Source organism: Bradyrhizobium sp. USDA 4502 (assembly GCF_054063355.1).
In genome coordinates this window covers 4,031,928-4,048,593 of record NZ_JBSSGF010000001.1, presented here as the reverse complement: position 1 = coordinate 4,048,593, position 16,666 = coordinate 4,031,928, and the positions used below count along the sequence as shown (strand labels likewise).

18 protein-coding genes and 2 tRNA genes are annotated in these 16,666 nt (G+C 62.0%); 9 read left to right on the top strand and 11 right to left on the bottom strand.

Features of this window, described 5'->3' with window-relative positions; translation table 11 throughout:
* Positions 1-60: 60 nt before the first annotated feature.
* Positions 61-1,221, top strand: coding sequence for a DUF2652 domain-containing protein (locus ACVW1B_RS18740; RefSeq protein ID WP_253608075.1), 1,161 nt, complete (start codon positions 61-63; stop codon positions 1,219-1,221).
* A 36-nt stretch (positions 1,222-1,257) separates the two neighbouring features.
* Here the strand turns inward: ACVW1B_RS18740 and ACVW1B_RS18735 are convergent, their stop codons facing one another.
* The 9 genes from ACVW1B_RS18735 to ACVW1B_RS18695 form a co-directional block, all read right to left on the bottom strand.
* Positions 1,258-1,797 carry a hypothetical protein gene (locus ACVW1B_RS18735; protein WP_253608076.1) on the bottom strand — a complete coding sequence of 180 codons (540 nt, stop codon included), beginning with the start codon at positions 1,795-1,797 and terminating at the stop codon, positions 1,258-1,260.
* A 134-nt stretch (positions 1,798-1,931) separates the two neighbouring features.
* Positions 1,932-2,162: a hypothetical protein gene (locus ACVW1B_RS18730; protein ID WP_253608077.1), complete on the bottom strand. Its 231-nt coding sequence runs from the start codon at positions 2,160-2,162 to the stop codon at positions 1,932-1,934.
* A 138-nt stretch (positions 2,163-2,300) separates the two neighbouring features.
* The gene (locus ACVW1B_RS18725; RefSeq protein ID WP_253608078.1) at positions 2,301-2,480 is read right to left on the bottom strand and encodes a hypothetical protein; all 180 of its coding nucleotides are present in this window, start codon (positions 2,478-2,480) and stop codon (positions 2,301-2,303) included.
* A gap of 55 nt (positions 2,481-2,535) precedes the next feature.
* The gene (locus tag ACVW1B_RS18720) at positions 2,536-2,724 is read right to left on the bottom strand and encodes a hypothetical protein (protein ID WP_057019624.1); all 189 of its coding nucleotides are present in this window, start codon (positions 2,722-2,724) and stop codon (positions 2,536-2,538) included.
* 175 nt (positions 2,725-2,899) lie between these two features.
* On the bottom strand, positions 2,900-3,145 hold the full coding sequence (locus ACVW1B_RS18715; RefSeq protein WP_076831538.1) for a hypothetical protein: 246 nt from the start codon (positions 3,143-3,145) through the stop codon (positions 2,900-2,902).
* A gap of 68 nt (positions 3,146-3,213) precedes the next feature.
* Positions 3,214-3,447, bottom strand: a complete 234-nt coding sequence (locus ACVW1B_RS18710; protein WP_168856709.1) for a hypothetical protein — start codon at positions 3,445-3,447, stop codon at positions 3,214-3,216.
* A 14-nt stretch (positions 3,448-3,461) separates the two neighbouring features.
* On the bottom strand, positions 3,462-3,719 hold the full coding sequence (locus ACVW1B_RS18705; protein ID WP_253608079.1) for a hypothetical protein: 258 nt from the start codon (positions 3,717-3,719) through the stop codon (positions 3,462-3,464).
* A 577-nt stretch (positions 3,720-4,296) separates the two neighbouring features.
* A tRNA-Thr gene (locus tag ACVW1B_RS18700) sits at positions 4,297-4,371 on the bottom strand.
* Positions 4,372-4,533: 162 nt separating this feature from the next.
* The gene (locus ACVW1B_RS18695; protein ID WP_253608095.1) at positions 4,534-4,974 is read right to left on the bottom strand and encodes a hypothetical protein; all 441 of its coding nucleotides are present in this window, start codon (positions 4,972-4,974) and stop codon (positions 4,534-4,536) included.
* A gap of 194 nt (positions 4,975-5,168) precedes the next feature.
* On the opposite strand from ACVW1B_RS18695, the gene ACVW1B_RS18690 reads away from it, so the two are divergent.
* The 3 genes from ACVW1B_RS18690 (at position 5,169) to ACVW1B_RS18680 (ending at position 7,156) form a co-directional block, all read left to right on the top strand.
* Positions 5,169-5,909 carry a sulfite exporter TauE/SafE family protein gene (locus ACVW1B_RS18690; RefSeq protein WP_057019619.1) on the top strand — a complete coding sequence of 247 codons (741 nt, stop codon included), beginning with the start codon at positions 5,169-5,171 and terminating at the stop codon, positions 5,907-5,909.
* Positions 5,910-6,164: 255 nt separating this feature from the next.
* On the top strand, positions 6,165-6,638 hold the full coding sequence (locus tag ACVW1B_RS18685) for a hypothetical protein (protein WP_057019618.1): 474 nt from the start codon (positions 6,165-6,167) through the stop codon (positions 6,636-6,638).
* A gap of 98 nt (positions 6,639-6,736) precedes the next feature.
* The gene (locus tag ACVW1B_RS18680) at positions 6,737-7,156 is read left to right on the top strand and encodes a hypothetical protein (RefSeq protein ID WP_253608096.1); all 420 of its coding nucleotides are present in this window, start codon (positions 6,737-6,739) and stop codon (positions 7,154-7,156) included.
* Positions 7,157-7,860: 704 nt separating this feature from the next.
* Here ACVW1B_RS18680 and rlmB read toward each other — a convergent pair.
* Positions 7,861-8,685 (bottom strand): 23S rRNA (guanosine(2251)-2'-O)-methyltransferase RlmB, encoded by an 825-nt coding sequence (gene rlmB, locus ACVW1B_RS18675; RefSeq protein ID WP_253608097.1) that lies wholly within the window; start codon positions 8,683-8,685, stop codon positions 7,861-7,863.
* A gap of 308 nt (positions 8,686-8,993) precedes the next feature.
* Between rlmB and ACVW1B_RS18670 the strand changes: the two genes are divergently transcribed.
* Positions 8,994-9,079 (top strand) — tRNA-Tyr (locus tag ACVW1B_RS18670).
* Positions 9,080-9,599: 520 nt separating this feature from the next.
* Positions 9,600-11,237 (top strand): reverse transcriptase domain-containing protein, encoded by a 1,638-nt coding sequence (locus ACVW1B_RS18665; protein ID WP_456822011.1) that lies wholly within the window; start codon positions 9,600-9,602, stop codon positions 11,235-11,237.
* A gap of 8 nt (positions 11,238-11,245) precedes the next feature.
* Here ACVW1B_RS18665 and ACVW1B_RS18660 read toward each other — a convergent pair whose 3' ends face one another.
* Positions 11,246-13,108, bottom strand: coding sequence for a hypothetical protein (locus ACVW1B_RS18660; protein ID WP_456822010.1), 1,863 nt, complete (start codon positions 13,106-13,108; stop codon positions 11,246-11,248).
* Positions 13,109-13,213: 105 nt separating this feature from the next.
* On the opposite strand from ACVW1B_RS18660, the gene ACVW1B_RS18655 reads away from it, so the two are divergent.
* The 3 genes from ACVW1B_RS18655 to ACVW1B_RS18645 are packed head-to-tail and all read left to right on the top strand — an operon-like array spanning position 13,214 to position 16,493.
* Positions 13,214-13,903: a hypothetical protein gene (locus tag ACVW1B_RS18655; protein WP_456822009.1), complete on the top strand. Its 690-nt coding sequence runs from the start codon at positions 13,214-13,216 to the stop codon at positions 13,901-13,903.
* Entirely contained in the window at positions 13,876-14,976 is a 1,101-nt protein-coding gene (locus ACVW1B_RS18650) for an AAA family ATPase (RefSeq protein WP_456823047.1), read from the top strand. Before ACVW1B_RS18655 ends, ACVW1B_RS18650 begins: the two co-directional genes overlap by 28 nt.
* On the top strand, positions 14,973-16,493 hold the full coding sequence (locus tag ACVW1B_RS18645) for an ATP-dependent helicase (RefSeq protein ID WP_456822008.1): 1,521 nt from the start codon (positions 14,973-14,975) through the stop codon (positions 16,491-16,493). Before ACVW1B_RS18650 ends, ACVW1B_RS18645 begins: the two co-directional genes overlap by 4 nt.
* The last annotated feature ends 173 nt before the right edge of the window (positions 16,494-16,666 follow it).

Genomic DNA, 16,666 nt, shown 5'->3' with positions numbered 1-16,666 from the left:
CGGTATGACAGACTGCGCATCCGCACGATTGGGCGTGAACCGGTTGCGCAGGAGGTCCCCATGCTTCCGAAGGCTGAAGCGGCCTATTTCGCGATTGCCGATATCTCCGGCTATACCAATTTCCTTGCGGCGGTCGAGCTCGACCATGCGCAGGACATCATCGCCGATTTCATGGATACGGTGGTGAAAGCGCTGCGCCCGCCATTCCGCCTCGCCAAGTTCGAAGGCGACGCCGCGTTCGTCTACACCACCGCCGAAAAGATCGACGGCTCGCTGCTGCAGGACGCGATCGAGGGCGCCTATTTCAAATTCCGCCGGCGCCTGCGCAACGTGCGCCAGGCCTCGACTTGCGAGTGTCAGGCCTGCGTCGCGATGGGCGATCTCGATTTCAAGTTCGTGGTCCATCATGGCGAGATGGTGAAGCAGAAGATGGGCGGCAGGGAGGAGCTCGCCGGGCGCGACGTCATTCTGGTCCACCGGCTGCTCAAGAACACGGTTGGTGAGAAGGTCGGCGGACGCGCCTACGCGCTCTACAGCGACGCGGCCATCCGCGCGATGGGTGTCGATCCGGTCGCCCAGGGTCTCATCGCCCATCGCGAAACCATCGACGTCATCGGCGACGTCACGCTGTGGGCGCGCGATCTGGAAGCGGCGTGGCGGCAGGAAGACGCGCAAACCCGGATGCAGGTGACGCGCGACGATGCCTACGTCATGCTGGAATTCGACATCGCCGCGCCGCGGCAGACTGTTTGGGAGTTTTTCACCGTGCCCGGGCAATGGCAGAAATGGTGGGACGCCGACACCATCGTCGAGGATTCCGGCAAGGGACGACGCGGTCCCGGCACCAGGAACCACTGTATGCACGGCAACCATACCGTCGTTGAGGAGATGCTCGATTGGCGTCCGACCGATTATTTCACGGTGGGCATCACGCTTCCGATTCCCGGCGCGCCGCGGATCGTGATGACTCGCGCCGTTCTGGACGGTCCAAACGGAATGACGCATCTGGAGCTGCGGGTCGCCAAACCGAAACCAAAGGATCGAGAGTTCGTCGACGGCGCCGCGGTGAAATATGCCGAACGCATGACCAAGGCGATCGCCGGATTGCGATCCATGCTGGAAGGGGAGCAGCCCGCCCTCGATGCAGTGGAGGAGCCGGCATTGACGCGATCGAGCGGACGCTTCCTGACCGAGCCGGTGAAATCGGGCGCGCGCGGCTGATGCCCAACGCACAGTCCGGGGTCTAATGGGGCTGCGTTACTTGCCCGAGCGCGGCAGCTCGTTGATCGCGGCGCGGACCTTGGCCATGGTCGTGGTGCAATATTCCTCGCGCTCCTTCAGGAAGCGCTGCTGCTGTGCGCGGAAATTGGCAACCCGCTCCCGCACCTCGGATCCGAAGTCGCCGCTGATGTCGAGCCTGGCAAAGTGCGGCAGCTGCGCCGGTTGAGGCGGGATTTCGACGACCGTCACCGCCAAAGGCGACGGAGCGGGGGGCAGGCCCTCGATCACGGTCGGCGCCGGAAGCGGAGGCGGCACGACCGCAGCCCGCACCTCAGCCTTGACGCTGAGCGTGGCGACCGCCTCGGCCAAGGCCTGTTCAGCGGCGATCGGCAACGCGGCGGCGGGGGCAGGTGTAGCGGAGGGCGGCGTGGCGGCCGGCTGGACTGCAGGCGCCGTCGCCGTCGCCGTCCGTGGGGCAGGCGCCGGCAGCTCGGCGTCGGGCAGCTTGCCCTTCACCGACTGTACGAAAGCCATTGTCTGCGCGATCAGGAGATCGCGTTCTTTCATCCACTTCATGGCGCACCCTGAGCGCGCGGATTCCAGCAAAGCAACCGCGCGGAATCAAGCGCTCGCCATCATGATGGTTGACGAAGACGCCTGTTTGGTAGGCGCGGTGACATAATTGTGACACGCCGCGCGGGCGTGGACGGTCAGCGTTGACGGGGATTGGTGTTCGGGACGAACGGGGTACCGACGATCCGGACCGGGGTCTGGGCCAATCCCTGATCCGATGCCGACGCGTGATTCGCGGGCGGCCGGGGCGTGGGGTTCGCCGGCGCGGGTGCCGGATCGAGCAGGGCGACGAGGCCGGCCGCGGCCACGCTGAGCAGCGTGAACGTGCCCAGAAGCAGCAGATTGCGGTCGGATTCGCGGACCCTCATGCGAGGAAAATCGCGTGAAAGGGCATAATGTTCCGAACAAATCCTCAGGGCGTTGTCGAGCGGATTTGGCCTCACCTTGAGGACGAGCATCAGGAGAGGACGAACCGGTGAGCCGTCCGGAACGGGGCGGGGGCCAGCCTAATGAGCCGCTATCGCGGCGGGCACCTGCTCGATGCTGCGGGCCTCGATCAGGTCGGCGTAGCGGCCATATTCCTCGGCCATTTCGAGCAACTTGTCGCGCACCGCGGCGTCGGTCACCTGCCGGGCCAGCCGTCGCGCCTGATCGGATTGGAAGCGGTAATGTGCTGTGTCGGACATCGTGGCGGCTCCTCACATATCTGTAAGGGCCACCCGGCAAAGGTTCATCAAAGCGTCATTGCAGCGTCGGTGGACGATCCGCCGGGGGAGCCGACGTGACCGGCGCCGTCTTGTCCTCGCGGACCTCGACTTCGAACCAGCCCATCTCCTTCAGCTCGCGAGCCTTCTTCTCGGCCGCGTCTTCGCTGTCGCGCTTCAGCACGATTCGGCTGGTGCCATCTCGGGCAAGGATCAAATAGGTCATTGGCAGAGTCCCACCCCGCATTCTGCATACCCCGTTTGGGGCCGCAAGAACAGAAGCAAGGCGAGGGATGGGTGATCTTACGGGAAGGATCCCACGATTCCTGCCAGGGGAGTGTCGCAGCGGCTTTCCGAACCGGCCCTGCGGCGCAGCGCCGGTTCGGAAAGGGCGAACTGCCTCAGCGCTTCACCACCACGTCGATGTGGCGGTTTCTGTCGTCCCATCGGCCGCTCTGCAGGCAGCTCTCGCGGTAGCTGTCGCAGATGGCGAGGTCGCCGCCATGGGTGCGATTCCAGGTCTTGCAGGTCGACGCGATGTAGGTGCAGGTGCATTTGCCCGACGCGCATTGGCGCTCGACAGCGGTTTCGGCGGTGGCCGCCGAAATGGTGGCGGCGAAGGTTGCGAGCAAGATCAGCAATCTCATGGTGATTCCTCAAAATGGTGAAGTCTGGTCGGCGATAATTTCAGGCCGATCAGGATTGGCGGTGTGCCTTAGCGTTGGGTGCAGACGAAGCGGGTGCCGATCTTCGTCGTGCCGGTGGCCCGGCTGCCCTTCTTCGCGACAGGATAGTTGTTGCCGTTCGGGAAGCCGGTGAGATGGATGTAGGCGCTATCGCCGCCATCATACGACCCGGAGATCAGACCCGGGGCGGAGCAGGTCCAGCCTGCGGCGCTTGCCGGGATGCAGCCGATGGCAAGGAAGGCAAGGGCGAGTCCGATTTTCATCTCACCCTCGAGGCTCATCGATAGCCCGCGCTGAAGTTATGGTCGCGAATGCCGATCGCCTTGGCCTGTGCTGCGGACACCCGATCCCGACACTGGATGTACCTCAGGACCTGCGCGTCGGTGCCCGCGGAGTGAGCGCGCCACATGTCGAGATTGAAGCCGTTCTTGGCCATGCAGGCCTGGGAGTGAGGGCTGTCATTGCGCTCCCTGGCGTTCGCCGGAGCGACGGCGAGTGTGGACAGGACAATCGCGGTGCAGAAAACAATCTTCATTTTGAAATTCCCAAAGGTGAAAGTGCCGGAACAATAGCCAGCGGGAACAAAATCACAAGTAGTCGTCGCGAGAGTGCTCAACGTTATCGCTAGCGTTTCCTGCAAAACATTGCGAAGCGCAGGGTCGTTGTATTGGCTAGCGGTGAGTGCGATCGACGATGTGGCACTCCCGACAACCGGAATACTACGGCTCGCTTTGTACATTGTGGGCAATCAGGCGAAGCGCTTTGATTGAATCGCGACGACGTGTTCGAATCGCAGCCGGGAACGACGCGGCGTAGGCCGCGCATATCTGATGGAGGACGCGATGCCCAGGCACTTCGGTTTGAAGGCAGCATCGGCCGCAGGACGGTCGGCGTTCACGGGGTCATCAAGGGATTTGCAGCAGCGGACTGCTTCGGCGTCGGCATCGAAGAAGCATGCTCAGGACGGCTCTGCAGCGTCGAAGCACGCTTCCCCATGCTCGGAACTGCCGTATTCGCCTGCGAGCTGGCGCGGCTGCTGCGGTCGACGGTCGATCTCGGCAGACTGAAGCTATCTCGCCATGGCCAAGACAGCACCGGAAATCCAAGCCAATTGGTGCCGGCTGAGGGGATTGAACCCCCGACCTTCAGTTTACAAAACTGCTGCTCTACCGCTGAGCTAAGCCGGCGAATTGGGAATGATTTGCGCGCTCGCATAGCAGACTTGGCGCGCCAGAGCCAGAACCAAGGCTTGAACCGAGCAGGCGAGAAGCGATCGCGCCCCCGTATCGGCCCGACAGCAAAAGGCGGCCCGCGGGCCGCCTTTTGCGCCGTCGGCCTAATCAGCTGAGCTACTGGCAGGGATGCTGGCGGCCGTCGCTGCCGCGGAACCAGGTGCCGGGGGTGCAGACAAAGCCGTTCTGCCGCGCATATTCGGCGCCGCCGATCGGGGCGCGGGCATAGTCGGGGCCGCCGAACGGGGCGGTGGCGACCGCAGCCGCCGTGCCGACCGCGCCGCCGACGACGCCACCGGCCACGCGGGCCGCGGCGTCGACGGGCGCGAACGGGCCGGGGTCATAGCGGTTGTAGCTGCCCTGCCAGCCTTGGTCCCGCCGACCGATGCGCTGGTGATAGGCGGTGCGGGTGGTGCCCGGTGCCATCGCCTGGCATCGGGCGTCCGGCCAGGCATTCGAGCAGCGCGCGGGGGTGCCGATCGTCTGTTGCGCCATCGCCGGGCTCGCCAGCGCCGAGGCGAGCAGGGCTGCTGCGCCGAGGATTTTGAATTGTGTCATGCGAAATCTCCTCTCGTCGTCGAGAGCTAATCTCGCGGTGCCGTGCCTGTTCCAGCGCGGCCTTGCCCTGTGTTCAAAGCAGTGTGAAGTTCACCAGGTTCGTGCGCATGATGCGTTCCGGAGCATGCTGCCTTTGACGAGAATTGCGTGTACAGCGGTGAACGGACTGATGTCGGTGCCGACGCGGGGGATTGATGTTCGGAATTTTGAGTCTTGGCTTTCTGCTCGGCATGCAGCATGCGCTGGAGCCGGATCATATCGCGGCGGTATCGAGCATCGCGGCCCGCCGCAGCCATGTCGGTGACATCGTCAAGCACGGGCTGACCTGGGGACTTGGCCACACGCTCACTTTGTTCATCTTTGCCGGCGCCGCGATCCTGCTCGGGCGCGCGATCCCGGAAACGGTCGCACAGCCGATCGAGACCGCGGTCGGTATCATGCTGGTCGGCCTCGGCGCGCATGTGTGGTGGCGGCTGTGGCGCGACCGCGTGCACTTCCACACCCATTCGCACGGCGACGGCACGACGCACTTCCACGCCCACAGCCATGCCGGTGAAGCCGCATCCACCGTGGCGCTTGCGTCCACCGTGGCGCGTGCGTCCACCGTGCCGCACGTCCGCGCCGCGCACAGCCATGCGCACGGCTTCCGCTGGCGCACGCTCCTGGTCGGCCTGATGCACGGCATGGCCGGCTCGGCGGCGCTCCTGGTGCTGACGGTGTCGCAGGCCCCAAGTCCGGTGATCGGGCTCGGCTATGTCGCGCTGTTCGGCATCGGCTCCATGATCGGCATGGGCGTGCTGTCCAGCGTGATCGCGGTGCCGCTGGCAGCTTCGGCGCGCTGGCTGACCTGGGCCAATCGCGGCCTGCAAATGGCGGTCGGCGCGGTCACGATCGCGATCGGCGTCCACGCGATCGTCGAGAACGCCTTCACCTGACGGGTAGGCGGCTCTTTGTTTGAGCATGATCTCCGCGCAAACGCGTCCCGCGTTTGTCGCGAGGGAAATCCGCTTCGCACTTTTCCGGCTCATGCTCCCGGGCGCCCGTTAACGATTTCTGATTCCGCACGGCCGCATTGACCGGATGCCGATGCTTACGCGTTAGGCTTACCGGCAGTTTGGCCGGCGTCCTTAACCCTTCCGCCAAGCCGTTGGATTAGGTTGTGGTGGAACAATTCGGGACGCTGGGTGAACATGCGCGCAAGTCTTGCGCTGGCGATATTGGCTGCGATGAGCTCGACGGCGCTGGCCGGCGGCGGCTTCGACATTGTCGTGCCGGTGCGGCCCGGCGTGCCGATCATCATTAACGGCGTCGACGCCTCCTACGCCGTGGTCGAAAGCGCGATGGGGCTCGCTCGCAACGAGTCGATGGTGCCGACCGTCTATGGCGGCCGCCCGATCGATCCCCAGCCGAATGTCGGCCACTATTATCCGAGCCTCGGCCGCATGCCGGGTTACGGCCGCCTCGAGATCGAGCCGCCGGCCAACCGCCGCCTGCCCAAGCCGGCCGAGAGCTACCATCAATCGTGGGGCGCGGAATCGGCTCCGCTGCCGGCACAGTCCAACGTGCCGGTCGATCCGCCGCCGGTGATCTACGCGCCGGAGTTCAACGGGCCGCGGCCGCTGCCGCGCCCGTTCCCGCGGCCACCGCGACCCCGAGGATTCTGAAATCGACTGCCCGAAATCAAGAGCCCCGCGAAACGGGGATCCTGAATAGCCATCAAGAGCTACGCGACGACGAACAGAGAGACCTACAGGAGAGAGTAATGCGTCAAATGATCAAAGGACTGATTGCGGCGGTGGCCGTCATGGTGGCCGCGCCCGCAATGGCGTGCGGTTTCAACCCTTGCGGCTATTCCGCGCCCGTCGTGAATTACGGCTGCGGTGGTTGCGGTGGCTATGGCTACGGTTACGGTTACGGCGCCGTCGAACGTCTGCCCGACCCGGATGCCGCTTATCCCAGCGCGGCGCAGCAATACTATTACGTCAACCAGGGACCGACCTACACCGGTCCGGGCAACTGGGCACCGCGTCCGTACTACCGCGAAGGCTATGGTCGCCCGTATTACGGCTATCGCCGCTATGGTTACCGTCACTACGGCTACCGCCATCACTACGGCTATCGTTCGCACTACGGCTATCGCTACGGCCGCTACGGCCATCCGGTGCTGCGCCGCTACTATTGATCCGATCGTCAGTTCGAGACATCAGCGCCCGTTCGCGTCACGCGAGCGGGCGTTTGTCGTGTGTGCCGAGCATGACCGGCAGCTTGGAGGTGGAAGTCCTCTATCCAGCCTGATGACGGTGAAGGATTAGCGAAGCGCAAGGGCGTCATCGCGAGGTGGGGTCTGAAGGAAGCGTGGAGCAAAGCCGCGGCCCGATGGACAAAAACCGGATAACGAGGCCTACCCGGCCGGACGAGCGAGCACGTGATCGCGAAGTCCATGGTCATCAAGGGCCGGGGTGGTAAATCCGGCGGGCGTGCGGCGAAGGCGGTCGATCTTACCTCGGGAGATCTGCGCTGCGTCTCGGCAACGAGACTGAGGTCGTCGTAAGGCGATCTGACCGCAGTGCAGAAGTCAGCAGAGGGCATAGTAGGCGGAACGAGTTTCGCCGAAGGCCTGAACGCTGGAAGTGACGAGTAGATGCAGCGATATCGCATCGGCCATGCGACTGAATTCCGGGCAACTGGCCTCGGAACGGCGGGAAGGGGTGAAACCCTGACTGACGCTGATCAGAGGAGTCGAAGCTGGCGCGACGATTGCTGACACCCAAACTACGGCGGCAACAGAACAACTCTTGCCGCTTAATCCAGCGAACCGCCGTATACGGACCCGTATGTACGGTGGTGTGGGAGGGGAGGGGCTGCGAGGCTCCCCCCTATCCCGATTCACATCAGCCCGAGCCGGCTGGCGCCGATATAGAGCGCGAGCACACAGGCGTTCGACACGTTGAGGCTCTTGATCTCGCCGGGCATGTCGAGGCGGGCGACGAGGCGGCAGGTCTCGCGCGTCAATTGCCGCAAGCCCTTGCCTTCGGCGCCGAGCACCAGCGCGAGCGGCGCTTGCAGCGCGGCCTTGCCGAGATCCTCGGTGCCCTCGCTGTCGAGGCCGACGGTCTGGAAGCCGCGCTCGTTCAACTCGTTCAGCGCGCGCGCCAGGTTCTGCACGGTGACAACAGGCACCAACTCGAGCGCGCCGGAGGCGGACTTCGCCAGCACGCCGGTCGCCTCCGGGCTGTGACGGGCGGTGGTGACGATCGCCTTCACCGCGAACGCCGCGGCCGAGCGCAGGATGGCGCCGACATTGTGCGGATCGGTGATCTGGTCGAGCACCAGCACGATGCCCTCCAGCGCCAGCGTGTCGATGCCGGGCGAGGCCAGGGGATCGGCCTCCGCCAGGAGGCCCTGATGCACCGCATCGGGGGTGAGGCGCCGGTCGATCTCGCTGGGCCGGACGATCTCGGGGGTGACGCGGGTCGCGATGTCTTCGTCGGCGAGGCGCTTGGCCGCGTTCTCGGTGAGGTAAAGCTTGCGGATATGGCGGTCGGGGTTGGCAAGCGCCGCCGACACGGTGTGCCAGCCGTACAGAATCACCGGCCCGTCGGAACCGGATTCGCGTTCCCGCCGGGCCGGCGGGCGGCCGAATTTCGGCCCTTTTTGGAAGGGTTTACCGCCCTTGCCTCGGAAATTGGGTTTGCGGTCGCGATCGCTCATGTGAGGCTTGTGTCACGGCTCCTGAATATTGGCAATTTTACACAGCGTTTTCGAGCGAAGTGGGGTCCGGTTCGCGTGAAGAAAACGCGACAAAACAAGAATCTAGCCGCAAGACTCACTACTTTGGAACAGAGATCGCCCGAGCCTGCAAAAGTATCCCAATTAGATGGCTGGCTTGGTTGACTTTGGGGACCGCCTTCCCCCATAAACGCGCCCGACCGCGCACCCGCTTCGGGTCGGCCGGTTATCAGCGTCATTTCGATGACCGGTCCGCCGCCACTCGCGCGGCCGGTCTGATGCTGTTGGACGGGGGAGTGTCCCGAGTGGCAAAGGGAGCTGACTGTAAATCAGCCGCCTCATGGCTTCGCAGGTTCGAGTCCTGCCTCCCCCACCATTATCTATATGACATGCTTCGTGTTTTTCTTGGCCGCGATGACGCAAAAGGCACAGGCGCTTGACCCAATGGGGCCAGGTCAGCGCTGGGTCAGAATTTGCATCGGTGTTATCGAATCCTTGCTGAGGGCAGCAGTTATCCACTGCGTATTCGAGTCCTTGAACGATGGCTGCGGAGATGAGGGCTCTCGCTTCTGGGCCGGTACGCCCTAGGAGGACCTGGTCATCGCGCAACGACGCCGAGCTCAAATCGGCCCGTCGATGTAATCTTAGTCCTTGGGGGGGCAGCGATCCGCCGCATTCTAATCCTTGGACCAACCGCGATACGGCCCGCCCAATCGGTAGTCACGCACCCGCATTTGGCTCGCTCTACTCCCATTTCCATCGAGCATTGGACGTCCGGCGGCGGGTTGCTTCGACCATGGCAGCGGTGAGAACCTCGCCCGGCCGGCGCAGTTACGATGCGAGGTCTGCCGGACGGACCTGTATGATGAATACACGCGAAGCAGCGAGGGATCGCAGTGGCTGAACTGAAGATACCTTTCGGCCTGGACGGCGCCGCGATGTCCAAGATCGATTGGAAGTTGGCTCTTGCGCGGGTCACCCACGATCTCCGGTCGGATTTCATCTACGCCCCCCACATCGGTTTCATTTATGCCAAGGCTGGCGAGGAGCTGATCCAAGAGGTCCAAGGCGCGTTGGCGAGTGGCAAATACAGTCCGGGCGTGCCGATCACCATCGAGGTTCCGAAGTCGTTTCGGATCCGGGTTGCGGTCAAGCCCGAACGATTGGGTCCGAGTTTCTCTCGCCCGGGCAGCATCCTGCTTCCACATGACCGGCTGCTCTATCAGGCCCTGGCGGATCAGGCGGCGCCTATCGTTGCTCAGAAAACCGATCACTCACGATCCTTCAGCCATCAGCTTGCAAGTCCAGAGAGCGTGTCCATGTTCTTGGCCACCCGCACGTGCTGGAATGCCTTGCAAACAGCGCTGCTGAAGCATTCAAGGGCGGAGGAAGTCAAATACATCCTGAAGATCGACGTCGCGAATTATTTTGGTTCGATGAACCTGCATACCTTGATCAATGTGTTGAACGACTCTGGATATGTCGGTGAGCTATCTGGCCGTCTTGAAGCGGTTTTGACCTGCTATACGAGCCAACGGAGTTCTCGGGGAATCCTTCAAGGCATGTTCCCGTCGGATTTGTTTGGAAATTTCTATATGGAGCCGATCGATCGCTTCCTCAAGGAATACGGGGTGAGGGCTGCGCGATATGTCGACGACATCTACGTCTTCCTCGACTCCGTGGAAGCCGCCGACAGGCTGCTCGGCCAGCTGATTGCCAAGCTACGCTACTACGATCTCGTTCTGAACGAGGCGAAGTGCATGATTATCCCGAAACGGCAGCTTCACACTGAGGAACCCGATCTCCAGGCGCTGTTCGACGACGCCGTCGAAGAGATCAGGGATCAAATGAGCGATGAAGACTTTGACGCGGACTACGGGTTTCAGTCCGAATGGGAAGACGGTGACGACGACGATGATGATGACCAGACCGAAGATGACGACGAAGACGATCTCGATTTGAAGGCGACAAAGCTATTGTTCAATTCGATCGGAAAGTACCTGGGTCAGGAAGAAAACATCGAGCGCTTCTGTCTGCCACTCTTCGCGAAAGCGGAATCTGATTACGCGTTGCAACATGTCCTTGAGTCGTTCAAGAAGCGGCCGTCGATGGCTCAGATCTATGCATCATATGTCGCCAAGTTCCTACGCTCCACAAACGTTCTCGACGCCTTGCTGGCACTGCTCGTCGACATCGAGCTGTCAGACTGGCAGAAAATGTGGATCCTTGCGGCGCTATCCCAAGCAGAGAAGCATAGGGATGCGTCGGTCAAGATCGCGCTGGATATTCTGCAGGACCCCTCCCGGCACGAGACGTTAAGGGCTGTCGCTGCGATCTTCGTTGGTCGGTTTGGAGATCATTCGCGACGTCATGCGCTGCTGGGCGTCTATACCGCCTCTTCGTCCTACATGCAGAGTGCAATTTACTTCTCGTCGCGAAAATGGCCGAAGGCGGAGCGGCTGACCGCAAAGAACAATTGGGGAAGCCATGGCGACCTCAATCGGCTCCTCACGTTGGCGATGAACAAGAAGTGACAATGAATTTAGCGTCGTGATCGCTTCTTTGGCAGGTAGTTCGCGCACCGGTCGCGGGTTGCATCGTCGCAAGTGAATTCTGAAGGTGATTTCCCACCGAGTTCGGGCCGCGAACTTCGCATCCACAACGCCGCCAACTCTTGATCATAGTAGCGTGAGAGCGCCAATTCCTCCAATTCCGCGACGGCTTTCTGCTTGCGTTGCAGCGCCCTTTTTTCGAGGGCGAGCTCGCGTGCTCTTCGATTGAGCGCCTCGATCGCGGCGTCGAAACCCGTCGCGTTCGATGCTGCCTCGAGTGGCGAAAGGCCGTTCAGCGCCGGATGACCCGTGTTCAGCCAAGTCGCAGCGAGATCGCCGATATCGCGTAGCGCACAAGCATTGAGTTTAGCCAATCGTGCGTCCGCCTCTGCCTGCTCCTTTTCCCGCCTGGCCTGTTCGCGTTGCTCGGTTTCCTCAGCCTTCCGCTTGAGCATTCTGCCTAGCTCGCCGGCGCAGGGCAGGCCAAAGAGTTGCAGGTCGCTTCGCGGGGAAAATCGGATGTCGGTCCGGATGTGCGAGATGCTGCGACACAGGGCCGTCCACGCGGCTTCTTCGCCACGAATGGCATCAGCGACCGATCCATGGCGGCCGGGCAATGGGCTTGCGATCCACGCGTCGAAGTCGAACGATGTCGTTTCGCTTTCTGGGAGATCCTCGATTTGCTCTTTCACGATGGCTTCGATCTCAGCTCTGCGCCTGGCAGGCTTCTCGCGAAGCTCCTTGGCCGCTTGAAGTTTGCTCCACAGGAGCTTGGCGGGCTTCCAGGTCTCGGTCTTTCCGGAATGTACCAAGCCGAGATTTTCAAGCTGCTTGAGATAAAGCTCGACCGCTCTCACGGGCGGTTCAAACGGTAGCCCTGTGTCTTTGAGCGCTTGCACCTGGTCATCCCGCAACGAAGCATACCGGGGGCTGAGCCAACCCCGACGGGCCAAGCCCGCCAAGCCGTCGCGGGTCCTGAACGGCTGTCGCGATTTGATCAGATCGAGCATGACTGCGGCCTGCCATTCGGCGACACGAATAAGGAAACAGCCGGCACCGTTGACCTTCAGATTGATGGCCTCGCCGAGGCCATTCCTACGGATGGTCGTCTCGCAGGTCCCGTTTCCCGGCTCACTTGCGGGCAGAAGGTGGTGATAATTCATATGAAGACGCGCAATCTCGCGCTTGAATTCTGCATGACGCTGCTGGGCCCGCTGTTCGAGGCGAGCTAGCGCTTCGCTTTGTCGCGGATTGTGAAGCCAGACCCGTGGCGCGTTGTAGAGAATGTCGTCGCCGATCTCATCCAGTGGGCGATCTCGATATTGCGACAGGTCGATCTCAATCGCGCCAACATCCATCGCGCGAATGTAGTCGATCTTTGCCTCTTCGCAGGAATGCGTCACCTTGAACTCGACAAGGAGCCTGCGGTCGGATAGCTCCAGCACCACGTCGGGCACAATCGGGCCGCTCCTCAGTTCGAGCGTCGCTCTGTCAAACCCCAGTGTCATTGCGGAGACGACCAATTCGCGGTCGTCGTCGGACGACACGTAAAGTTCGGGAAGGGCGATTTCCAGTCTCTGATCGAGAGTCTTCTTCGCAAACTTATGAAGGGCGGTCTCTCCCGCTGACGAACAGGAGCTGCCGTCGCGCGCAGAGTGATGAGCGAAGTGATGGGCTTGGATAGCTCCCTTCTTGGCCACCATTTGCCGTTCGCAGCCAACGCAGTAACAGTCGCAGGCCAGACCAGACGGCACGTCATCGACGTGCAGCAGCACCCCATCAGCTGACTCGGCGATCAAGGCGCCGCCACCCTCGGTGCAATCGAAGAGTTGGCCGAGCCGTACGATTGTCATTTTGCGCGTCCTGTCGAGACCAATGCTCCTGGCGGCTGCCAGAAGCTTTGCGCCTTACCTCGAACAGCTTAAGATTGTTGTCGTGTATGAGGATTCGGATGGGGCATGACGAAACAACCGCGCATCAAGAGCCTGGCGATCAGGAGATTTCGGGGCGTCGAGGCTCTGGATTGGCGCCCAAGTGCCGGTATCAATGTTCTGCTTGGTGGCGGGGATTCTGGCAAGAGCACGGTGCTTCACGCCATCGCCCTGCTGTTCAGTCCGACCAACGCGGTCCAGGTGCTCGAGACCGACTATTTCAATCGATCGACCGGCGAGGGCTTCTCCATCGAAGCCGTGGTGGACATCCCGCCTGAGGTGGGGATAGCGGACTTTTCTTCGCTGTGGCCGTGGGAATGGAACGGCAGCGTGGCGGTTCTCCCCGACCCGGACGCGGAAAAGGAGCCAAATCACCCGGTTTTTCGGTTCCGTGTCCGTGGGACCGAGGAACTCGAATTGGTGTGGGAGGTAGTGCAGCCGAATGCGGAAATCGCCGCCTTGTCCACCGGCTTGCGCCGCCGGATCGGCGTCGTGCGGCTGGCGAACGATGACCGGAACGATCGCGATCTCCGGCTGGTAACAGGTTCTGCCCTGGATCGATTGCTGTCCAAGGGGAATCTCAAATCGCGGCTGAACAGCCAGGTCGCCGAAACCGATCTTTCCGGCGCGCTGCTCGAGGAAGAAACGATAGCCCTCGAGGCTCTGGGCACAACGTTTGAAAGGCAGGGCTGCCGCACGACCTCGAGCTTGGGCTGACCAGCAGCCAAGGACTCTCGATCGGAGCACTCATCGGACTTCTTGCAGATAGGGGTGGCGTCAAGCTGCCACTCTCCAGCTGGGGGGCCGGTACGCGACGCATGTCCGCATTGGAGGTGGCCGGCGTCACGGAGGCCTCATCACGGCTGACAGTCATCGACGAGATCGAACGAGGGCTGGAGCCGTATAGGCTTCGGCAACTGCTTGCGAAACTGGTCAAGGACGATGGCCAATGTTTCGTCACGACGCACAGCCCTGTCGCGATCAAGGCGGCAACCCAGGCCGCACTCTGGTTCATCGATGCAAAGGGGGCGATCGGCGCCCTGCCGTCCGTTGCCATCGCCCAGCAGCAAGCGCGTGATCCCGAGACGTTCCTTGCGAAGCTCCCTATCATAGCAGAGGGGGTGACAGAGGTTGGTTTCCTGCGATTCCTGCTGCGGAATGCTTTCACCGCCGCGCATGAAGATCATGGGATTCGTCTATGCGACGGCGGTGGCAACGAAGCCATGCTTGGCTTGTTGGTGGCCCTACGTGACGCGGGGCTCATGCTCGGGGCCTTCTGCGACAACGAGGGCAAGTCGACCGGACGATGGAAAAACGTAGCCGAGGGGCTCGGGTCGAGGTGCTTTCAGTGGCGCACCGGTTGTCTGGAAGCGAATGTCATCGCGCACGTGGAAGACACTTCATTGTTCTTGCTGGCCCGCGATTCCGACGGAGCCTCTGGTGAAAGACTGCGGACATTGGCGGATCGCCTCGGTCTGCAAGCCAAGGACGAAGCCAGCATCCTGGCTGCGTGCGGAGCGCCCGAGCAGCGCTTCTCGAAACTTCGCTCGCTCATCGTTGCTGCGGCGACCGGCAACAAGGAGGGGGCGCCGGACGTCGATACTGGAAAGGACTGGGCCAAACACAGCCGGCGCTGGTTCAAATCCGAGGAGGGCGGTCGCGAGCTCGGTCGGAAGATGGTGGAGCTTGGCGTCTGGCCAAAGCTCGAGCCCGAGCTGCTGGCGTTTGTCAACGCGCTGCGTGCTGCGCTTGGACAGCCTGCGCTGGCTACCGGAAGGCTCGAGCTGTGAGCGACAAGGCCGTCGCAGAGCTGTTGCGATCCGACCTGTCACTCGTGACCGTGGAGGCCGCTGCAGGGTGCGGGAAAACCCATCAGGGAGCTCTGTATGCGACTGATGCCGCCTCGCACCTCGACGTCGGGCGGGTCCTGATCCTGACGCATACGCACGCCGCGCGGTCAGTCTTCGCGCAGCGGACGCAAGCGGTATCTGGCCGCGTCGCGATTAGGACGATCGATAGTTTTCTGACGGAGATCGCAAGCATCTACCATCGGGCCGTTGACCTTCCCTCTGATGTCGGAACGTGGGCGCGCGAGAATAATCGATACGATGAGGTGGCAAGCCGGTCTCGTCACCTTCTGGAAGGCTCCTCCCTGGTCGCCGAAGCGGCAGCACAGCGCTATCCCGTCATTCTTTGCGATGAACATCAGGATGCGAGCTCTGATCAGCACCAAGCGATCATGGCGATACACAAGGCTGGGGCCCGCCTGCGTGTCTTCGGTGATCCGATGCAGGTGATTTTTGGGGGCAACGATTCCGGCGTTCGGACAACGCTCAGACGTTGGGACGATCTGAAGGGCAGTGGCGCATCGGGCGAGCTCCTCACGCCGCACCGTTGGTCGAGTTCATCGGATCTTGGCGCGTGGATTTTGGCGGCTCGCAAGGCGCTGAAGGATGGGGGGAAGGTCGATTTGACAGGGCGATTGCCGAAGGGCCTTTCGGTCCATTTCGCCGAGAACTCCGCGCGTGTTCCACACAAATCGTTCAGCATGACGAGCGCGCACAGAAGGCCGATTGACGATCTCCGGCGCCGCGGCGGCCAGCTGCTCGTCTTGACCGAAAGCAATGATCGAGTGGCGCATCTCAACGCGTTTTTTGATCGCTCGATGAGAATTTGGGAAGGACACGCGCGCGAAAACCTGGCTCGCCTGATCACATGCGTTCGACAGAGTGCTGGCAACATTGATGCGATCGTCGACGGATTTCTTACGTTCGTCGAGGCGACAGGAAAAGGCTTCACGCCGTACTCCCACGGAAACCGGCTGAGGACCGAGGTGAAAGAGCGCTGTTCCAAGACCACGAGCGGCGTGAAGCCGGCCCACCTCCAGGCAGTTGCGAGGCTCCTGATCGCAGAGCCGGATCATTGCGGCGTCGCTCGCGCGCTTGCCTATTTGGTTGACGTGGTGGATCGACGGGAAACCGGCTTCGGCGAGGTCGAGTTAGACCTGAAGAGCGAGATCCGTGACGCCATTCGTCTTGGCCAGTTCCCGACTGTCGACGATGGGTTTGCGGAAATCACCCGGCGAAGAACCTTTTCGCATCCCCAACCCCCGCGCCGTTGCTTGAGCACGATTCATAAGTCGAAGGGCCTTGAGTGTGATAACGCGCTGATGGTGCTGTGTGATCGCGCCGCTTTTTCGGGCACGTTGTACAAGCGGCGATTGTTCTATGTCGGCATGAGCCGCGCCAAGAAAGAACTGACCCTCGTGCTTTCCAAGGATAATCCGTCGCCTCTGCTGAGATTCTGAAAGCGTTTGTTGCTGCTCTGCGGGGCCGCGGCGGGCAGAATTTCGAACGCTGTAGATGCTGCGGCCCCGATCTATTCCACTACCCGGCCCTTCGTTCTTGCGGCGGGCAGCTTTCTAATAGCGGCATATCAAGACAGCCTCACGCCGTAGCCGTGGCACCAATGCTTGCGTGA

What these genes read in the sequence shown, in the direction of transcription:
- ACVW1B_RS18740 (WP_253608075.1), top strand. Translation starts at nt 61, where the DNA reads ATGCTTCCGAAGGCTGAAGCGGCCTATTTCGCGATTGCCGATATCTCC.
- ACVW1B_RS18735 (WP_253608076.1), bottom strand. Translation starts at nt 1,797, where the DNA reads ATGAAGTGGATGAAAGAACGCGATCTCCTGATCGCGCAGACAATGGCT.
- ACVW1B_RS18730 (WP_253608077.1), bottom strand. Translation starts at nt 2,162, where the DNA reads ATGAGGGTCCGCGAATCCGACCGCAATCTGCTGCTTCTGGGCACGTTC.
- ACVW1B_RS18725 (WP_253608078.1), bottom strand. Translation starts at nt 2,480, where the DNA reads ATGTCCGACACAGCACATTACCGCTTCCAATCCGATCAGGCGCGACGG.
- ACVW1B_RS18720 (WP_057019624.1), bottom strand. Translation starts at nt 2,724, where the DNA reads ATGACCTATTTGATCCTTGCCCGAGATGGCACCAGCCGAATCGTGCTG.
- ACVW1B_RS18715 (WP_076831538.1), bottom strand. Translation starts at nt 3,145, where the DNA reads ATGAGATTGCTGATCTTGCTCGCAACCTTCGCCGCCACCATTTCGGCG.
- ACVW1B_RS18710 (WP_168856709.1), bottom strand. Translation starts at nt 3,447, where the DNA reads ATGAAAATCGGACTCGCCCTTGCCTTCCTTGCCATCGGCTGCATCCCG.
- ACVW1B_RS18705 (WP_253608079.1), bottom strand. Translation starts at nt 3,719, where the DNA reads ATGAAGATTGTTTTCTGCACCGCGATTGTCCTGTCCACACTCGCCGTC.
- ACVW1B_RS18695 (WP_253608095.1), bottom strand. Translation starts at nt 4,974, where the DNA reads ATGACACAATTCAAAATCCTCGGCGCAGCAGCCCTGCTCGCCTCGGCG.
- ACVW1B_RS18690 (WP_057019619.1), top strand. Translation starts at nt 5,169, where the DNA reads ATGTTCGGAATTTTGAGTCTTGGCTTTCTGCTCGGCATGCAGCATGCG.
- ACVW1B_RS18685 (WP_057019618.1), top strand. Translation starts at nt 6,165, where the DNA reads ATGCGCGCAAGTCTTGCGCTGGCGATATTGGCTGCGATGAGCTCGACG.
- ACVW1B_RS18680 (WP_253608096.1), top strand. Translation starts at nt 6,737, where the DNA reads ATGCGTCAAATGATCAAAGGACTGATTGCGGCGGTGGCCGTCATGGTG.
- rlmB (WP_253608097.1), bottom strand. Translation starts at nt 8,685, where the DNA reads ATGAGCGATCGCGACCGCAAACCCAATTTCCGAGGCAAGGGCGGTAAA.
- ACVW1B_RS18660 (WP_456822010.1), bottom strand. Translation starts at nt 13,108, where the DNA reads ATGACAATCGTACGGCTCGGCCAACTCTTCGATTGCACCGAGGGTGGC.
- ACVW1B_RS18655 (WP_456822009.1), top strand. Translation starts at nt 13,214, where the DNA reads ATGACGAAACAACCGCGCATCAAGAGCCTGGCGATCAGGAGATTTCGG.